The 16,610-nt window shown below is 40.1% G+C and carries 15 protein-coding genes and 1 other annotated feature; of the genes, 2 read left to right on the forward strand and 13 right to left on the reverse strand.

What is annotated here, in order from left to right:
- Positions 1-774: 774 nt before the first annotated feature.
- Complete coding sequence (locus tag NRIC_RS14860) at positions 775-1,227, reverse strand: GNAT family N-acetyltransferase (protein WP_146623496.1); 453 nt, start codon at positions 1,225-1,227, stop codon at positions 775-777.
- Between the two features lie 17 nt (positions 1,228-1,244).
- Entirely contained in the window at positions 1,245-1,649 is a 405-nt protein-coding gene (locus tag NRIC_RS14865; protein WP_146623497.1) for a DUF2000 domain-containing protein, read from the reverse strand.
- Positions 1,650-1,795: 146 nt separating this feature from the next.
- On the opposite strand from NRIC_RS14865, the gene NRIC_RS14870 reads away from it, so the two are divergent.
- Positions 1,796-2,683 carry a LysR family transcriptional regulator gene (locus NRIC_RS14870; protein ID WP_146623498.1) on the forward strand — a complete coding sequence of 296 codons (888 nt, stop codon included), beginning with the start codon at positions 1,796-1,798 and terminating at the stop codon, positions 2,681-2,683.
- A gap of 376 nt (positions 2,684-3,059) precedes the next feature.
- On the opposite strand, the gene sufB is transcribed toward NRIC_RS14870, so the two are convergent.
- The 11 genes from sufB to NRIC_RS14925 form a co-directional block, all read right to left on the reverse strand.
- Positions 3,060-4,454 (reverse strand): Fe-S cluster assembly protein SufB, encoded by a 1,395-nt coding sequence (gene sufB / locus NRIC_RS14875; RefSeq protein ID WP_146623499.1) that lies wholly within the window; start codon positions 4,452-4,454, stop codon positions 3,060-3,062.
- 11 nt (positions 4,455-4,465) lie between these two features.
- Entirely contained in the window at positions 4,466-4,939 is a 474-nt protein-coding gene (gene sufU, locus NRIC_RS14880) for a Fe-S cluster assembly sulfur transfer protein SufU (protein WP_146623500.1), read from the reverse strand.
- Positions 4,926-6,161 (reverse strand): cysteine desulfurase, encoded by a 1,236-nt coding sequence (locus tag NRIC_RS14885; RefSeq protein ID WP_146623501.1) that lies wholly within the window; start codon positions 6,159-6,161, stop codon positions 4,926-4,928. The genes sufU and NRIC_RS14885 overlap by 14 nt, the downstream gene beginning before the upstream one ends.
- Positions 6,158-7,438: a Fe-S cluster assembly protein SufD gene (gene sufD / locus NRIC_RS14890; RefSeq protein ID WP_146623502.1), complete on the reverse strand. Its 1,281-nt coding sequence runs from the start codon at positions 7,436-7,438 to the stop codon at positions 6,158-6,160. Before sufD ends, NRIC_RS14885 begins: the two co-directional genes overlap by 4 nt.
- Positions 7,439-7,450: 12 nt before the next feature.
- Entirely contained in the window at positions 7,451-8,221 is a 771-nt protein-coding gene (sufC, locus tag NRIC_RS14895; RefSeq protein ID WP_146623503.1) for a Fe-S cluster assembly ATPase SufC, read from the reverse strand.
- A 294-nt stretch (positions 8,222-8,515) separates the two neighbouring features.
- Entirely contained in the window at positions 8,516-9,358 is an 843-nt protein-coding gene (locus tag NRIC_RS14900; RefSeq protein ID WP_146623504.1) for a MetQ/NlpA family ABC transporter substrate-binding protein, read from the reverse strand.
- Between the two features lie 18 nt (positions 9,359-9,376).
- Entirely contained in the window at positions 9,377-10,063 is a 687-nt protein-coding gene (locus NRIC_RS14905; RefSeq protein ID WP_146623505.1) for a methionine ABC transporter permease, read from the reverse strand.
- A complete protein-coding gene (locus NRIC_RS14910; protein ID WP_146623506.1) occupies positions 10,056-11,090 on the reverse strand; it encodes a methionine ABC transporter ATP-binding protein in 1,035 nt (344 codons plus the stop codon). Before NRIC_RS14910 ends, NRIC_RS14905 begins: the two co-directional genes overlap by 8 nt.
- Before the next feature lie 70 nt (positions 11,091-11,160).
- Positions 11,161-11,412 (reverse strand) — a binding site (T-box leader).
- A gap of 58 nt (positions 11,413-11,470) precedes the next feature.
- On the reverse strand, positions 11,471-11,803 hold the full coding sequence (locus NRIC_RS14915) for a glycine cleavage system H family protein (RefSeq protein WP_146623507.1): 333 nt from the start codon (positions 11,801-11,803) through the stop codon (positions 11,471-11,473).
- A gap of 1 nt (position 11,804) precedes the next feature.
- Entirely contained in the window at positions 11,805-12,161 is a 357-nt protein-coding gene (locus NRIC_RS14920) for an arsenate reductase family protein (RefSeq protein ID WP_146623508.1), read from the reverse strand.
- Entirely contained in the window at positions 12,154-13,356 is a 1,203-nt protein-coding gene (locus tag NRIC_RS14925; RefSeq protein WP_146623509.1) for an FtsW/RodA/SpoVE family cell cycle protein, read from the reverse strand. The genes NRIC_RS14920 and NRIC_RS14925 overlap by 8 nt, the downstream gene beginning before the upstream one ends.
- 379 nt (positions 13,357-13,735) lie before the next feature.
- Here NRIC_RS14925 and NRIC_RS14930 point away from each other — a divergent pair, with 379 nt between their 5' ends.
- Positions 13,736-15,454 carry an LTA synthase family protein gene (locus NRIC_RS14930; protein WP_227873820.1) on the forward strand — a complete coding sequence of 573 codons (1,719 nt, stop codon included), beginning with the start codon at positions 13,736-13,738 and terminating at the stop codon, positions 15,452-15,454.
- Positions 15,455-16,610: the final 1,156 nt, after the last annotated feature.

A 16,610-nucleotide genomic window follows, 5' to 3' on the forward strand; every position in this document is an offset into this window, starting at 1 on the left:
TAAGAGGATGCCCATTCTTTATTTTTCTTAGATTACTACATACCGTCGTAGAACTTACGATAAGGTTTGAAAAGATTTTAGAATAAGAAAAATCCCTTAAGTAGTTGAACATTTCTTTTCCTACTTAACTGTTTCACTTCTTTCTTTTTTACTCAATTACTACTTCGCAAAGAAAATCTCTTGGATAATCAAAAAACGTTACTGCTTAATTTGAGAATACAAATTTGAATTTACTCATCCTAATTATTTCGAAAGTATTTGTATAATTGATTTCTTTTGTGCATTTGAAAGTATAAAGAATATAATCTAATTTTACCAATCCACTTTCAAAAATGAAACAGCTTTCTTGATATAGTAATCTTATGGTCTTCCACACAAAAAACTCTCAGAACGCTTGTATAACGTCCTGAGAGTTTCATTTTAATTCTAACCCACACTGCCTTCCACTTAGAGTTCCAGGTGTCAGTATTGGAAATTTACTGTCATTTCGACGACTATTGGAAGTAGTTCAGATAGAAGTATATCAATAAAAATCACAGGAAATAAATAATACCGATGTAAGTTTCGGTGTAAAAAAATTGGGGCACATAGGAAAGAGGATCAATGAATTTAATCGGACATGAGCGATAATAGTCTGATCCTTAATCATTTATAATTAACCTCGCATCTGCTCAGTTGAACTCTACTTTTGATATGCGAAATAAATCTTTTTCACCTATCAAAAGTAGAGTTTTATTTGCTATGATTTTTTTGAGCGTTCTCTCATCGAAAAAATTATCTAAATATTAATTCAGCCTGATAGTCACATCGGTCATATTCTATACGATCAACAAATACTTCTTTAAATCCAAATTTTTCATATAAATGAATGGCCGGTTTTAACTTCTTGTTGGAAACCAATGTAATTTTTTTAGCTTGTTTCTCTCTAGCGTAATCAATACACGCCTTGAATACAGCACTTCCAGCACCATTTCCTTGATACTTTTCGTCCGTCGCAAGTTTTGCCACTTCCCATGTCTCTTCATCAGTTGGTATGATCATACACGTTGCTAGCACATTGTCATCCTCAATCGCGAAGTAGATCATCGCACCTTTTTCCAAATAAGCATCGACATGTTCGATTATTTCTCTATCCTCATCTTCCAAAGAAAAATATTTTTCTATCCACGCGATATTTAGATCAACGAAGGCTTGCTTAAATTTTTCATGATACTGTCTGATGATCATATCTGTTTCCCCCTAGCCTATTTATGCAATTCAAATCCTTTGAATAGCTTATCAACATGTGTTTTCTTTCCTCTAAGGGCGACACCAACTAGATTCAAATCGCCTTCATGAATATCCGCTATGACTGCCCGATTGTCTTCATCGTTGTAAGTCGTAAACAATTCTTCCGTATATATCGTACTAACCACTTGCTTACTCCGACTTTTATTTAATAATTGAAGCATCTTTTCTCCATTAGAAGAGTAAATCATGATGGGTTGTTTTGACATTGGTAAATACTCATTTCCGTCTTTGTCTCTATATACCTCACCAATAATGTCTTGCGTTCCTGCGATTCCACTCATTAAAAAAGCAGTCACATTTAGTTTTTGCCACATTTCCAAATCTTCACGTAAAACAATACTTATTTTTGTATCAAACATAACCAACACCTACTTTCTTTCAAATCAAGTCGATGATCGAACGATTGCGATCAATAAACTTACATGTTAGTATAACTTGAGATAAATATTGAATCAAATCGAATTATTCGTTTGCTTGATTCAATTAAATTGAACTGGAGAAGATTATGGAACTAAAAAACTTATACACGATCAAAAAAATCGTTGAAACAGGCAGTTATCAAAAAACAGCTCACGCACTGAATTACGCCCAATCAACGATCACGTTTCAAGTTCAACAAATCGAACGAGAACTTGACATACAATTATTTGAAAAAAAAGGAAAACGAATGGTCTTGTCACAAGCAGGGAAAGAAGTCTTTCCGTTAATTACACAGGTACTCGACTCTTCTGAGAAGCTTGCTTCTTATAACCACTCTAAAACTGATTTGCATGGCTCTTTAAAAATTGCTTTACCAGAATCATTGATTACCTATAAAATGCAGCCGATACTCAAAGCATTCAAAGAAAAAGCCCCTTTCGTTCACTTATCGCTGCAAGTAATGAATTGCTATAAGATTTACGATGAAATGATGAACGGAACGATTGATCTTGCTATCCACTATGATGTCAAAAAATACTCACCAAATATTCGCACGAAAGAAATCGCTTCGTATCCACTTACCCTCATCTCTTCACCTTTGCTAGATGACGCAGAGAGGGATTTTACTAAGGCTAATCAAAAGAAGGCGATTTGTCATATCCAAAATGATACGAATGCACTGTATTTAAAAATCTTTAATCAATATCTCAAGGAAAAGAAGATCATATTAGAAACAGAAATGGAGCTTTGGAGCATTGAATCTATCAAACGAAGTGTGGAGAGCAATTTAGGTATCGCCTTTCTTCCAAGATTTACGGTAGAAGAAGAGTTGGCAAATAGAAAGTTGATTGAACTTGAAACGGATCTATCTGAAACAAACTTTACTGCTATCTATGCTCTGAATTCTAATCGATGGATGAGTCCAGAATTAGAGCTATTCACAAAGATTTTAGATGAATACTTTACTGTTTGAAATTTTCATATGTATTTTAATAGTTCAGAAAATAAGATAATCATCCACTATTCATTTTTGTTGTATTGAAAGTTCTAATGTTAAGATTTGTTTCATCACTCTGTTCATTCCATTTTCTCGATTGTTCAGCCAACTTTTTTCAATTAATTTTTGATCATTTTTAGAAAGGTTATGTAGATACCTAAAATCCCAAATATCGTTCGTTCATAATATTCATGACTAATAAACGTGGGTATCACACAAAAATGATTGAAGATACTGACGAGAAATTTTCTCAACAGCTAGGATGTTAAAGGTTCGGGTCACAGCGTAAAATGTAAAAAAAGAAAGATCTGAGAATGCTGGTATATCAACATTCTCAGACCTTTAAAATCAATTATCCTACAGAACCTTCCATCTCAAACTGAATCAAGCGATTCAATTCAACGGCATATTCCATCGGCAGCTCTTTCGTAAATGGTTCAACAAATCCCATAACGATCATTTCTGTCGCTTCCTGTTCGGAAATGCCACGACTCATCAAGTAATACAATTGCTCCTCAGAGATTTTGGAAACTTTCGCTTCATGCTCCAGAGAAACATTGCCGTTCATGATTTCGTTGTATGGAATCGTATCTGAACGAGAAATATCATCCATGATAATCGTATCGCACTCTATATGGCTGAATGATCCTTCGCTATCACGAGTAAAACGAACCGTTCCGCGATAGTCTACCGCTCCGCCATCTTTAGCAATCGATTTAGAAACGATCGAACTCGACGTGTTTGGCGCATTATGGATCATACGGGCCCCATTGTCCAATACGATGTTTTTGCCAGCGACTGCGATAGACAGCATCGTTCCGCGAGCACCTTTTCCATTCATGTAAACACTTGGGTACTTCATTGTAACCTTGGAACCCAAGTTCCCGTCTACCCACTCCATCGTGGCATTTTCTTGCGCTTGTCCACGTTTGGTTTCTAAACTGTATACATTGTTTGACCAGTTTTGAATCGTTGTATAACGACAATACCCGTCTTTTTTGACAAAGACCTCTACTACGGCAGCATGCAAGCTGTCAGAAGAGTAAGTCGGTGCTGTACAGCCTTCCACATAATTGATGCTGGCACCTTCGTCAACGATAATCAATGTCCGCTCAAATTGTCCCGTGTTGGCTGCATTGATTCGGAAGTATGATTGAATCGGGATATCCGTTTGAACGCCCTTTGGTACGTAAATAAACGTTCCGCCTGACCAGGCAGCAGAGTTCAATGCGGCCAATTTATTATCTGATGGTGGTACCAAGGTTCCAAAATATTCTTTGAATAATTCTGGGTATTCTTTCAAGGCTGAATCCGTATCGGTAAAAACGATGCCCAATTTTTCGAACTCATCCTTCATATTATGGTACACAACCTCTGATTCATACTGAGCGGAAGCCCCTGCCAAATAAGCTCGCTCTGCTTCAGGGATTCCTAAACGTTCAAAGGTCGTTTTGATTTCTTCTGGGACATCATCCCAATCACGAGCTGGTTTATTGCTGGACTTAATATAGTAATTGATCTTATTGAAATCCAAATCGGATAGATCTGGTCCATAATCGGGCATTTCTAATTTGTAGAATGTTTCTAACGACTTCAAACGGAAGTTCAACATCCATTCGGGTTCTCCCTTGACACGGGAGATTTCGCGAATGACTTCTTCTGACAAGCCTTCTCCTGTCGTAAAGACGGGTTTAACGTCATCATGGAAGCCAAATTGATATTCTTCTTGTAATTCAGGTACGCTCATAATTCCCGCTCCTATTCTTTATGAAATTGACCTGCTGTGGCTTTGCCTTCATCATCTGTCAAGGCTTTGCCTAATGCTTTCCAAGCTAAGGTCGAGCACTTGATCCGGGCTGGGAATTTTGCAACGCCGCTAAGCATGGCTGCTTCGCCCAGTGCATCTGTGTCTTCCTCGTTTAGCTGATTGCCTTGAACCATTTGAGCAAAACTTACAGCGAGATGCTCTGCTTCTTCTACTGTTTTGCCGATTACCGCATCCGTCATCATTGATGCACTGGCAGTACTGATAGAACAGCCACTGCCAGAAAATGCGATGTCCTTGATGATCCCATCCTTTACGGATAACTCCAACTCAATCACATCTCCGCAGGTAGGGTTGTTCATTTCAATGGTGCGTGTGGAATCATTCAATTTCCCAAAGTGGTGCGGACGAGAAGAATGATCCAAAATCACTTGTCGGTACAGATTGTCTAATTTAGATAATGCCATCTTTGAAAAACTCCTTTGTGGCTTCTAGAGCAAAAATCAAACGATCCGCATCTGCTTTGTTGTTATAGAAATAGAAGCTTGCTCGGGCAGTCGCCGGCAAGTGCAAATACTTCATTAAAGGCTGTGCGCAGTGATGGCCTGCACGAACAGCAACACCTTCCATATCCAATGCAGTTGCTAAGTCATGAGGATGCACACCCTCTAAATTGAAAGCCAGCACACCCGTATGATCCTTCGTATCTTGAGGACCGTAAATCGTCAATCCATCAATTGCTTGCAATTTAGGCATTACGTAATCGACTAATTCCTGCTCGTAGCGATGAATGCTGTCCATCCCGATCTCTGATAAGTAATCGATTGCGGCGCCTAATGCGATCGCTCCTGCGATATTTGGCGTACCTGCCTCGAATTTCCAAGGCAGTTCTTTCCATGTACTGTCGTACAGATTGACGAAATCGATCATCTCTCCACCAAATTCAATAGGTTCCATTTGCTCTAAAAGTTCTCTTTTTCCATATAGTACACCAATTCCAGTTGGTCCGCACATTTTGTGGCCACTAAAGGCATAAAAATCAGCATCCAGCTCTTGAACATCGACTTTCATATGGGGAACAGCTTGGGCACCATCCACGATCATCACCGCACCATTTTGATGTGCCAGCTGCACCAATTCCTTGATAGGGTTAACAACACCTAAAACGTTAGAGACATGGGCGATTGAAACGATCGCTGTTTTGGAATTGATGACTTTTTTTGCTTCTTCAAGATCCAGAAAACCGTCCTCAGTTATCGAGATATAGCGAAGGGTAGCGCCTTTTCGATTCGCCAGCTGCTGCCAAGGAATAATATTGGAATGATGCTCCATGAAAGAGATCACGATCTCATCACCTTCTTGAACAAATGCATCTCCATAGCTGCGTGACAGCCAGTTTAAACCAGTCGTGGTTCCGCGGGTAAATAATACTTCTGCTGTTTCCTTTGCATTGATAAATGTCCGGATTTTCTCACGACTATTTTCATAGTCAGCTGTCGCACGTTCTGCTAACGTATGGACGCCTCTGTGGACATTCGCATTGTCATTCTCGTAGTAATGCCGCAACGCATCCAGCACCAAGGTCGGTTTTTGCGTCGTTGCTGCATTGTCGAGATACACTAGCGGCTCATCATTGACTTCTTGAAAAAGAATCGGAAAATCCTTCCTTAATTGTGTAAAATCGATCATTTTTTCGTCAACTTCCCTTCGATCGTATCGATCAATTGGCTGCGGGTTGTTTTCACGGGGATAGCAGTGATCACAGGTCCTAAGAATCCACGAATTACTAAACGCTCTGCTTCCTCTTTGGAAATACCGCGACTCATCAAATAAAACAATTCTTCTGGGTCAATGCGTCCTACACTGGCTGCATGTCCAGCAGTTACTTCATTTTCTTCAATCAAAAGGATCGGATTAGCATCCCCGCGTGATTTGGTTGAGAGCATCAACACACGGCTTTCTTGCTGCGCATCTGCGCCTTTTGCGCCACGCAAAATGTGACCAATGCCATTAAAGGTCAACGTTGATTTTTCTAAAATGACACCGTGCTGCAAAATATGGCCGATCGTATGCGGCGCTTTGTTCGTCACTCGCGTATCGATCCCTTGGATTTGTTTGCCGGTGCTGACCGCAACGATCTTGACCTCGGCATGTGCACCATCACCGACTAAATCAGAATCAAAATCTGCGACGACATTGCCATCATTCATAATCCCGATCGCCCAATCGACCATCGAATCTCGCATCAAATATCCGCGACGATTCATATAAGTCGCCAGGTTCTTCCCTAATGAATCCACTGCTGAGAACTTAATCCGTGCACCTGGTTTGGCAATAACTTCCACCACCACGTTTCCGGAAAGTTTTTTTGCCGCTTCTCCTCGACTTTGAAAACGTTCCAAATAAGAGAACTCGCTGTTTTCTTCAGCAATGATCAATACATGTTTGAAAAAATGCGCGTCTTCATCTCCGTTATGGATAAATAGCGTTTCTAAGGCTTCCTCAATCACTACGTTCTTTGGAACATACAAAAATACACCGTTATTCATAAATGCCGCGTGTAAAGCCGTCAGCGAGTTTTCATCCATTGGAACGGCTTTTGTCATATAGTATTCCTTTACCAACTCTGGATGCTCCTGCATCGCAGTCATCAAATCCGTAAAAATGACGCCTTTCTCGGCTAATTCAGGTGAGATTTGTTCGAGGATCGTTTGCTCCCCAGTTTGTACCACCATTGGATTGTCACCAATCTGGTCAAAGCTCGGCACATCACCGACAGCTTCCTGACGTTCCGTTTTTACGTTGTATAAGGACCAGCGGGCAAATTTTACTTTTTCGATCACTGGTAAAGGCAATTGTTCGATTTTCTCCAACGCACTGACACGCAGATCCGTCATCCATTGAGGCTCTTCCCATGAAGCGGAATAGCTCTTCACGGCATCAAGATAATCCATCCATTTTGTCATTTATCTTGCCTCCTACACTTCTTCTTTATATTCGATACCTAATTCAGCTGAGATTCCAGCATAACCTTCAGCTTCTAAGCGTTTTGCTAATTCTGCATCGCCAGTCAAAACAATTTTCCCATCCATCATAATATGAACGATGTCTGGCACGATGTAGTTTAATAAACGTTGGTAATGCGTAATGATCAATGCCCCGAAGTTTTCTCCACGCATCGCATTGATACCTTTTGAAACCACCTTTAGAGCGTCAATGTCCAGTCCGGAATCAATCTCATCTAAAATAGCAAAAGTCGGTTCGATCATCAACAATTGAAGAATCTCGTTGCGTTTTTTTTCACCACCAGAAAACCCTTCATTCAAATAACGTTCCGCCATCTCTTCCGGCATATTCAACAGTTCCATTTTTTTATCTAGTTTTTTTAAAAAATTCATAACAGAAATTTTGTCTTCTTCCTCACGTCCAGCGTTCATTGCCGCCCGCATAAATTCAGCATTGCTGATGCCCGGAATCTCACTAGGGTATTGCATGGCCAAGAACAAGCCTAAACGTGCACGTTCATCTACTTCCAGATCCAACACGTTGGTTCCGTCAAATATGATTTCTCCTTGCGTTACTTCATAATTGGGATTTCCCATAATCGCAGCGGATAAGGTCGACTTTCCTGTACCATTTGGCCCCATGATGGCATGGATTTCTCCCGTTTTCATGGTTAAGTTGACACCTTTTAGGATCTCTTTATCTTCAATAGACACATGCAAATCTTTAATTTCTAAAACAGACATGAAATTCCCTCCAAAATATTTTTTCGTTCTCACCTATTTTAGACTAATTGAGAATGTAATTCAAATGGATTCCGCAACTTTCTATTTTAAAATGCAAATTTTATTTAGAATCATTATCAAATTAGGAAGAATAAAAAATTCTTAATTTGACAAGTGAGGATTCAAAAGTGGAAAAAGCAGGTTTCTTTTTCATTTCACCCCTCTTTTCACATTTCCAAAGCTATTTCAACAAATAATTGAATCTAAAAAAACATGCAATCAGCTTTATCCACCAATTGCATGTTTCATAGTCATTTATTCAGAGACAGGTTTTACTGAGCCATCCCATTTTTCCAAGATCCAGTCTTGTACCTCTTTGTCGTGCAGCACGTTAATCAGTTTTTTGATGCGCTCGTCATCCTTGTCTTCGGTGCGAACAGCAAGAATATTCACATATGGAGAATTATCGCTTTCCAATAAAACCGCATCTTTTACTGGATTCAAATCAGCTCCATAAGCAAAGTTGGCATTGATCGCTACTAAATCTCCCTCTTCATTGTTGTATGCAGAGGTCAATAACGCGGGGTCCACATTATGTTCGAATTTTAAATTCTTAGGATTTTCAGAAATATCATCAAATGTTGCCGTGTTCAAATCCACGCCGTCTTTTACTTTAACCAAGTCAGCATTTTGCAGAATCGTAATAATACGGCCCCAGTCGGATTCAGAACTTGAAGTAACTATCGTGGCGCCCTCCTTCAGATCCTTGATGTCTTTGATTTTTTTCGAGTACAAGCCCATTGGTTCGATATGAACACCGCCTGCATCGGTGAATTTGTAGTCATTTTCTTCAACAGCTTTTTCAAAGAATGGCTTGTGCTGGAAGTAGTTGGCATCGATGTCTCCATCTGCCAATGCTTTATTCGGCAAAACATAGTCATCAAAGTTCTTGATTTCCAGATCGATTCCTTCTTTTTCCAACAATGGTTTTACATGATCTAAAATTTCTGCGTGTGGTGCTGGAGAAGCGCCGACGGTCAATTTCTGATTCGCATCACCAGAGCTGCTGTCTCCTGTTGCATCATTGCCTCCGCCGCAAGCTGCCAAACCGATCGTTGCAAAAGCAACGGTTGCTAATAAAAATAATCTTTTCTTCATTTTAATTCCCCCTGTTTTTTATCGTTTATCTGTTTTCTTCGTCAAAAAGTCGCCGACTCCCTGAACGATAAACACAATGATTAAAATAATAACTGTTGCTACTAAAGTAACGGTGTAATTTCCCCGCTGATAGCCTTCTTGCCAAGCCAGTGCGCCTAGCCCGCCGGCTCCAATCGCTCCTGCCATTGCTGTAAATCCGATCATCGAAACAGAAGTGACCGTCAAGCCAGAAATCAATGCAGGCAAGCTTTCTGGAATCAATACCTTTCGAATGGTCTCCCAATAGCTGGCACCCATCGCATCTGCCGCTTCCAGCACACCGCTGTCGACTTCGCGAAAGGCGATCTCCACAAGTCTTGCGTAAAATGGAGCAGCTGATAATACCAGAGCCGGAATAGCTGCCTTCGCACCTAGCATGGTACCAACCAACGCCTTAGTAAAAGGAATGATCAGCACCATCAGGATCATAAACGGTGTAGAACGAAACACATTGCTGAGAATAGAAACAATTCCATACAATAGGCTGCGTCCCGTGGAATGTTTTCGGCCTAAAGTATACAACGCCAGTCCCAGCAATAATCCGATCACGAACACGATCACCATAGAGATCACCGTCATGAACAGTGTATCGTAAATGGCCTGCTGCAATGTCGTCAGATCCACCTGCTGAAAATTCAAATACGTCTCTGAAAAGCTCCTATCCACGATGCAGCACCTCCACTTCTACATGTTGACTTTGAATATAGGCGATCGCTTGATTGATTTCTTTTTCGTCTCCAGCCAATTGAACGGTCAACGTGCCGAATGAATTGCCGTCTGCACGTTCAATGTTGCCATAAACAATACTGATATCGACTTTATACTTGCGGATCGCTTGCGAGACGACAGGCTCTCCTGCATTGTTTTCCAAAAACTTCAACGTCGCTAAAGTTCCTACTGGATTTTCTTTGATAAACTCGGTAATCAAACTTGACGTATCTTCCTTCGGTTCCAGCTCCTGCTGAACAAAGACTTTAGTGACTGCTTGTTGCGGATGGCGGAAGACGTCCTTCACATAGCCCTCTTCAACGATTTTTCCTTGCTCCATGACGGCGACCTTGTTGCAGATTTTACGAATCACATTCATCTCATGAGTGATCAAAACAATTGTCAAACCTAGTTTTTCGTTAATGTCTGCCAACAGCTCCAATACTTCCTCCGTGGTCTGCGGATCTAACGCACTGGTTGCTTCGTCACACAAGAGAATATCAGGATCGTTGGCTAACGCACGAGCAATCCCAACACGCTGCTTTTGTCCACCGGATAATTGAGAAGGGTACGCATCTCCGCGCCCTTCCAGCCCAACTAATTTTAGCAGTTCTTGCGCCTTGCTTTTTCGCTCAGCTTTGCCAATCCCCGACAGCTCTAAAGGCAATTCAATGTTTTCCAAAACTGTTCGCGACCATAACAGGTTGAAATGTTGAAAAATCATCCCTACCTTTTTCCTAAAACTTCTTAAAGCTGAGCCATTTAGATTGGCTATGTTTTGTTCTTTGATAATGACTTTTCCAGTGGTAGGTAATTCCAACCCGTTCAACAGACGAACTAAAGTGCTCTTTCCAGCACCAGAATATCCAACGATTCCGTAAACGTCTTTTGGTTCCACCATCAGATCGACACCACTTACTGCGTGGATCTGTCCACTTTTTCCAGAAAAGGTCTTTTCCACCTGATGTAATTCAATCAGTGCCATTTGTATTCCTCCTGCCCCTTACTCGATTTTCCGACAAAAAAAGCTCTCGTCCTAACATGTACAACTGTACACTTAGGACGAAAGCTTTGACTTCCGTGTTACCACCTACATTTGCAAGGACCCTCACGAGTACCTGCCTCATCCAGTACTTGATTTACTCGCATACTGTAGTGCTGTAACGGGCACCCCCGTAATTGACTCACCCAGGCTCGTCAATTCTGCTCAAAGACCATCTTCCATCTGATCGCCGTTACTCCTTTTCAGCTTGCCGGAGCTCTCTTGGAACATTGATTAGATGTACTCTTCTTTTCGTTGCTTTAGGTTCTATTTGAAAGGATTATAGCAAACTTTAAAAATCCCTGTCAAACGTTTTAACCATTTTATAATTTTTCAAAGGCTTCTGGATCAACCTGACGCAAAGAAAGTACCCATGCATCCAGTTCATCTTCTGTATTTAAAGCGTGAGGATTTTTGTCCGCTTTTTCATTGATCGATGACACCACGCCAGTCACTGGACTTTTGAATTCATTGACCGCTTTTTCAGCCTCTACTTCAAAAATAGGTTCTCCTGCTTGAATCGTTTGACCAATCTGCGGAAAAGACACGAAGGAAATTTCTCCTAAATCCTCTTGTATTTCCTTAGTCAAGCCCATGCAGTACTCTTTATCGTTATGCAAAATCCACAAACCGTCTTTTTTCTTTAAGTGTGCCATTTTACTTAATTGCTCCTTCATATCTGTCTTCGTTAAACCCGTTGATCACAAACTCATGGTCTTTTAGGATCAATGGCCGTTTGACCAACATGCCATCGCTAGACAATATACGACTTGCTTCTGAAACAGTCAAGTCATTTATTTTATCCTTAAGATTTTGTTCACGATACTTCATTCCGCTTGTATTAAAAAAGCGTCTGACAGGCAATTCGCTCTTCGTTAACCACGCTTCAAATTCTTCCGCAGAAGGTGTTTCTGTGATCAAATCAAGTGTCTGATACTCAACTCCCTTTTCGTCGAGCCATTTTTTGGCCTTTTGGCAGGTTGAACATTTCGCATACCAATAAAACTTATACACTTCTTCTCCTCCTTAGAGACGGTGGTTCTTGTTTATTTGCTGTTTGATATCGCATCGATAAAATCAGTCCGATCCCAATCATGTTTCCTAATATAGAGGACCCTCCTTGACTGACAAACGGCAGTGGAATCCCAGTCAGCGGCAGCAAGCCAATATTGGCTCCAATGTTTTCGAATACATGGAACAACAGCATCATAATGATTCCGGTTGCGATATAGGTGTAAAATTCGTTGTTCATGTCAAAACATACTCGAATCATACGATAAATCAAAATGAAATACAATAGAATTAGAAAAGCACCGCCGATAAATCCAAAATTTTCACCAATGACACTAAAAATCATATCGGATTCACGAACGGGCACATAAACGTTGCTGACATTGTACCCTGTTCCGAACATTCCGCCAGAGCCGATCGCCATCAGAGCATGGGCTAGTTGAAAGCTTTGACCTTGAGGATCATGAAACGGATCGATCCATGAATCGATTCGGGCAAACTGGTAATTTTTAAAACCAATCGTGCTTAACAGTTCTCGACCAAAATCAGTCGTGACCAATAAAATCAGAGAACTTCCTAAAACAACGGCCAATACCACTGTGGGTACAACGATACGCCATGAAATACCAGAAATCAAAAACATGCCCGCAAAAATAGCCAAAAACACTAGCATCGTGCCGAAATCATCCTGGGCCATAATCAATATCAGTATAGGCAAGGTGACTAAAACCATCTTGCCGATCAACTGTACATCCGTTTTGACCGAATGAAACTTTGTCCTCACATTATGCTGAGTGATGATCATAGCCATCATCAGGATATACGCAATTTTCATTAATTCAGAAGGCTGAAAAGTCACTGGACCTACCCGAAACCAGTTTTTTGATCCAGTCGAAGCTGCCAACGTAGGATCATAAAACCAAAGCAATGCCAACATTACAGCAAGACCAATGGTGTATAGAAAGGGCGTGATACGCCAAAGTAATTTGGCATCCAAATGAATAATAATAACAACTACTAAAGCTCCCAAAGCATACCATATTCCTTGCATGGTCATGCTGCGAAAAATATTTGGGTCCCTTGGATCGTGAGTTAAAGCCACATAAAGGGCTAACAACCCGATCAAGCATAATAAAAATACGGGTAAAATGACCCCGTAATCAATGCGGTTATCGTTTCCTCTTTTTCGATTCTTCATTTCCCATCTCTCTTCCAACAGTATACTTTGACTATTATAGACGCTTCCGTTAACAAAGAAAAGTCAGCCTACAGTACTTTGAAAATTCTTTCCTTTTATTCTAATTCTTTTATATAATGAAAAAATTTTCTATTAAACTTTCATTTTCTAACCCTAAAACCATTCATTTAATCATAATCTCATGTTAAAATGCTACTATGTGATAATTATCAATTTTATTATTTTTGGGGGAATTATGTTTTTCTTTCTAGTCATCCTATTATTTATAACATACAAAATTACAAATCAGCCAAGAAAAACGTTTATACTGACGGGTCTTTACTTGACCTTATTTTATGTAGTTGCGACTGCTCTCTTATGGCGACAGGCAGGCTTATCGATGACAGAGGCTTCAAGTTGGCTGTTTCCAACCTCTGCCTTTCCCTGGCATGGGTTGTTAGCTGTTTTGTCCATGCTTGCTATAGCAGGTGGTGTCTATTTTATTCATAAAATAGTACATGAGCGTAAAATGCAAAGGATCTATTCTTTTCATTGGCAGCAATGGGTGATATTTTTCTCCAGCTGTGTCTTTATTTTTACCGGCTCTCTTGTTTTCTCCAGCAGCCGCTGGGCAACCCGCTACTTTGGCAACCTTCAAGTAGATTCGATCTTTTATACCTTGAGTCAGCCAATCTCCGGAGCAGCCTCGATCCAATTAGAGCATTTTATCTTTTCACCATTGTTGAATAGTCTTATCCTGGCTATTTCAGTTGGCACGATTTTTTACACGATGTCTAACTTCTTGATTACTTTTATCAAGCCGCTTAGCCAACGATTTCTACACATTCGCGGCTTGTTCAAACTGAGCTTGATTTTCTTTTTTGTGATGGTCACTCTTAGTGTGCGTGAAGTTGGGTATGCCGAAATTAAGACTTTCTTGTTTGAAGATACAGAATTGTACAACAAAAAGTATTTGGATCCTAAAGAACAGCAGATTTCTTTTCCTGAGAAGAAGCGGAATCTAATCTACATCTTTTTAGAATCGATGGAAAGCAGTTACTTTTCAAAAGAACAAGGAGGCATTCAAGAGCAGAACTTGCTTCCGCGTTTAACTGAATTTACAAAAGAAGGAATCAGCTTTTCAAATAGTGACCAAATGGGCGGAATGTTGGAGATTCCGGGGGCCAATCAAACGGTAGCGGCAATGGTTGCGCAAACTTCAGGTATCCCTTTACGTACCTCCAATCCCCTGGATGCAAACAATTATGGCCCAAACAGCACTTCTTTTTTACCAGGAGCTTATTCGATCGGCGAAGTATTGGAAGAAGAAGGGTATAACCAAACCTTATTGATTGGATCAGAGGCAAGCTTTTCTGGGAGAGATAAATACTTCAGTCAACATGGGAATTACGAGATTCTAGACTACTATGCAGCCATCGAAAAAGGCTGGATTCCAGAGGACTATCGGATTTGGTGGGGATACGAGGATCTGAAACTACTCGACTTTGCGAAGTCTACACTGTCTGACCTAAGCAAGCAAAAAGAGCCATTTAATTTTACGATGCTGACCGCCGATACTCATTTTGAAGATGGACTACTGTTGCCAGAGACGCCCAATGAATTCGATGATCAATACAGCAATGTGATTCATTTTTCAGACCAAATGCTGGGAGATTTTCTTGATTGGGTTAAAAAGCAGCCATTTTATAAGAATACAACGATTGTTATTTCCGGTGATCATTTGACAATGGACAGCGATTTCTTTGAGGATGCCCCTGAAGAATACCAACGTACGGTCTTCAATCTGATTCTTAACAGTCCTAAAAAAACAAAGGCTACGAAAAATCGACAATACAGCGCAGTGGATATGTATCCAACAACCCTGTCTGCACTGGGCGCAACCGTTTCTGGGAATCGCTTAGGCTTGGGCACCGACCTGTTCTCCGATACACCAACCTTGATTGAGGAAATGGGCTACAAAGAATTTAGCAAAGAGCTTTCGAAACGCTCCAAATATTATGAAAAATATATTATTCAAGGCACGGATCAACCGGAAAAATCTACATCAGATACAACAGGCAGTACGACGACTGGAACTACCACAACAGAAACTAAATAACTACAGAAACCACCATTCATCGATCCAGCTTCGATAAATGGTGGTTTTTTCAAAATCTCTGCCCCTAAGTCACAACGTATTTCTGTTATTCTTCCATTTTTCGCTAAACAAAATAGCCCCATCACCCGATCACAAGGAGGAGCTGCTTGATTATTTCGTTGCGCAATACTTATATTTTACAAGCGCAATGCGGCCCCGCTCATCAAGACTTTCCCATTTGGAAAATCCATTCGCTTGTTTCCGAAAAAGAAGTGAGCGACTGAGTTGTCTTTTGATAGCACTACTTTTTTCAAGTCTATCTACTCCTCCGTTAATGGAATTTTTCCCTTATCTTTCTTCAATTTGATATAATCTCTTTTAAGGAGGTCATATTTTGAGCTATTTATTATTGCTTTTTATTATTGTTCTTTGTCTGTATCATCTATATCTATCAAAAACTGCATCGCTTTATCGCAAGAATAAACATACTGAAAAAGTTTCTTTACTACTAAATAGGTTTATCTTAATTGCTCCTATTTTTGGTCTGATCCTTTTTTCCGTCTTTTTGAATACCATTCTCAAAGGCAATTTGCGGAAAGAAGTTCTCATGCTCTGATTCTGTTTTTTCTGTGGTTATTGTTCACAAGAATCTATATCTTTTTGATAAGTTTAAAACCTCAAAAATACACTTTATTTCGTCTGATCGTGACTGGCGTATTTCTCCTAATACTGATTATTTATCTTACTCCGTTGGACCGATACGTCTTCGCTCTATTCAGTAAGTTTGAAAACTGGACTTACCTTCTAGGAGTATTTGAATGTTCTGTTTTTTACGCTGGTTATTCCTTCAAGAAAAATAACTAATGAACTGCCCTAAGCTATCTGATTTATGATAGCTTTTTAATTTCTACTACAAAAACAGATGGTAATTTTGAACTTTCAACATCTCTTGTCGTATTTGGAACCGATTTGTAAAGCGTGCGGGGCTTCGAGAAATTCGTTTTCACGACTTGCACGCATCACTAACATTCCTGTAAAAGCCGTACAAGAGCTTCTAAGTCAACAGGATTAAAAGAAACCAAACGTACTGCAAGTGGTCGATTCTCTGATCTCTTAAGCGAATGATTTTGTTACTGAATAAATTGTCCTTAGCTTCTCTGACCACAAAGTAAAAAAG

It is taken from the genome of Enterococcus florum (genome assembly GCF_004309355.1).
GTDB classification, from domain to species: domain Bacteria; phylum Bacillota; class Bacilli; order Lactobacillales; family Enterococcaceae; genus Enterococcus_A; species Enterococcus_A florum.

Coding starts and splice junctions, on each gene's coding strand:
- sufU (WP_146623500.1), bottom strand. CDS start 4,939: ATGGCATTATCTAAATTAGACAATCTGTACCGACAAGTGATTTTGGAT.
- sufB (WP_146623499.1), bottom strand. CDS start 4,454: ATGAGCGTACCTGAATTACAAGAAGAATATCAATTTGGCTTCCATGAT.
- NRIC_RS14900 (WP_146623504.1), bottom strand. CDS start 9,358: ATGAAGAAAAGATTATTTTTATTAGCAACCGTTGCTTTTGCAACGATC.
- NRIC_RS14865 (WP_146623497.1), bottom strand. CDS start 1,649: ATGTTTGATACAAAAATAAGTATTGTTTTACGTGAAGATTTGGAAATG.
- NRIC_RS14925 (WP_146623509.1), bottom strand. CDS start 13,356: ATGAAGAATCGAAAAAGAGGAAACGATAACCGCATTGATTACGGGGTC.
- sufC (WP_146623503.1), bottom strand. CDS start 8,221: ATGTCTGTTTTAGAAATTAAAGATTTGCATGTGTCTATTGAAGATAAA.
- sufD (WP_146623502.1), bottom strand. CDS start 7,438: ATGACAAAATGGATGGATTATCTTGATGCCGTGAAGAGCTATTCCGCT.
- NRIC_RS14915 (WP_146623507.1), bottom strand. CDS start 11,803: ATGGCACACTTAAAGAAAAAAGACGGTTTGTGGATTTTGCATAACGAT.
- NRIC_RS14860 (WP_146623496.1), bottom strand. CDS start 1,227: ATGATCATCAGACAGTATCATGAAAAATTTAAGCAAGCCTTCGTTGAT.
- NRIC_RS14910 (WP_146623506.1), bottom strand. CDS start 11,090: ATGGCACTGATTGAATTACATCAGGTGGAAAAGACCTTTTCTGGAAAA.
- NRIC_RS14930 (WP_227873820.1), top strand. CDS start 13,736: ATGACAGAGGCTTCAAGTTGGCTGTTTCCAACCTCTGCCTTTCCCTGG.
- NRIC_RS14885 (WP_146623501.1), bottom strand. CDS start 6,161: ATGATCGATTTTACACAATTAAGGAAGGATTTTCCGATTCTTTTTCAA.
- NRIC_RS14870 (WP_146623498.1), top strand. CDS start 1,796: ATGGAACTAAAAAACTTATACACGATCAAAAAAATCGTTGAAACAGGC.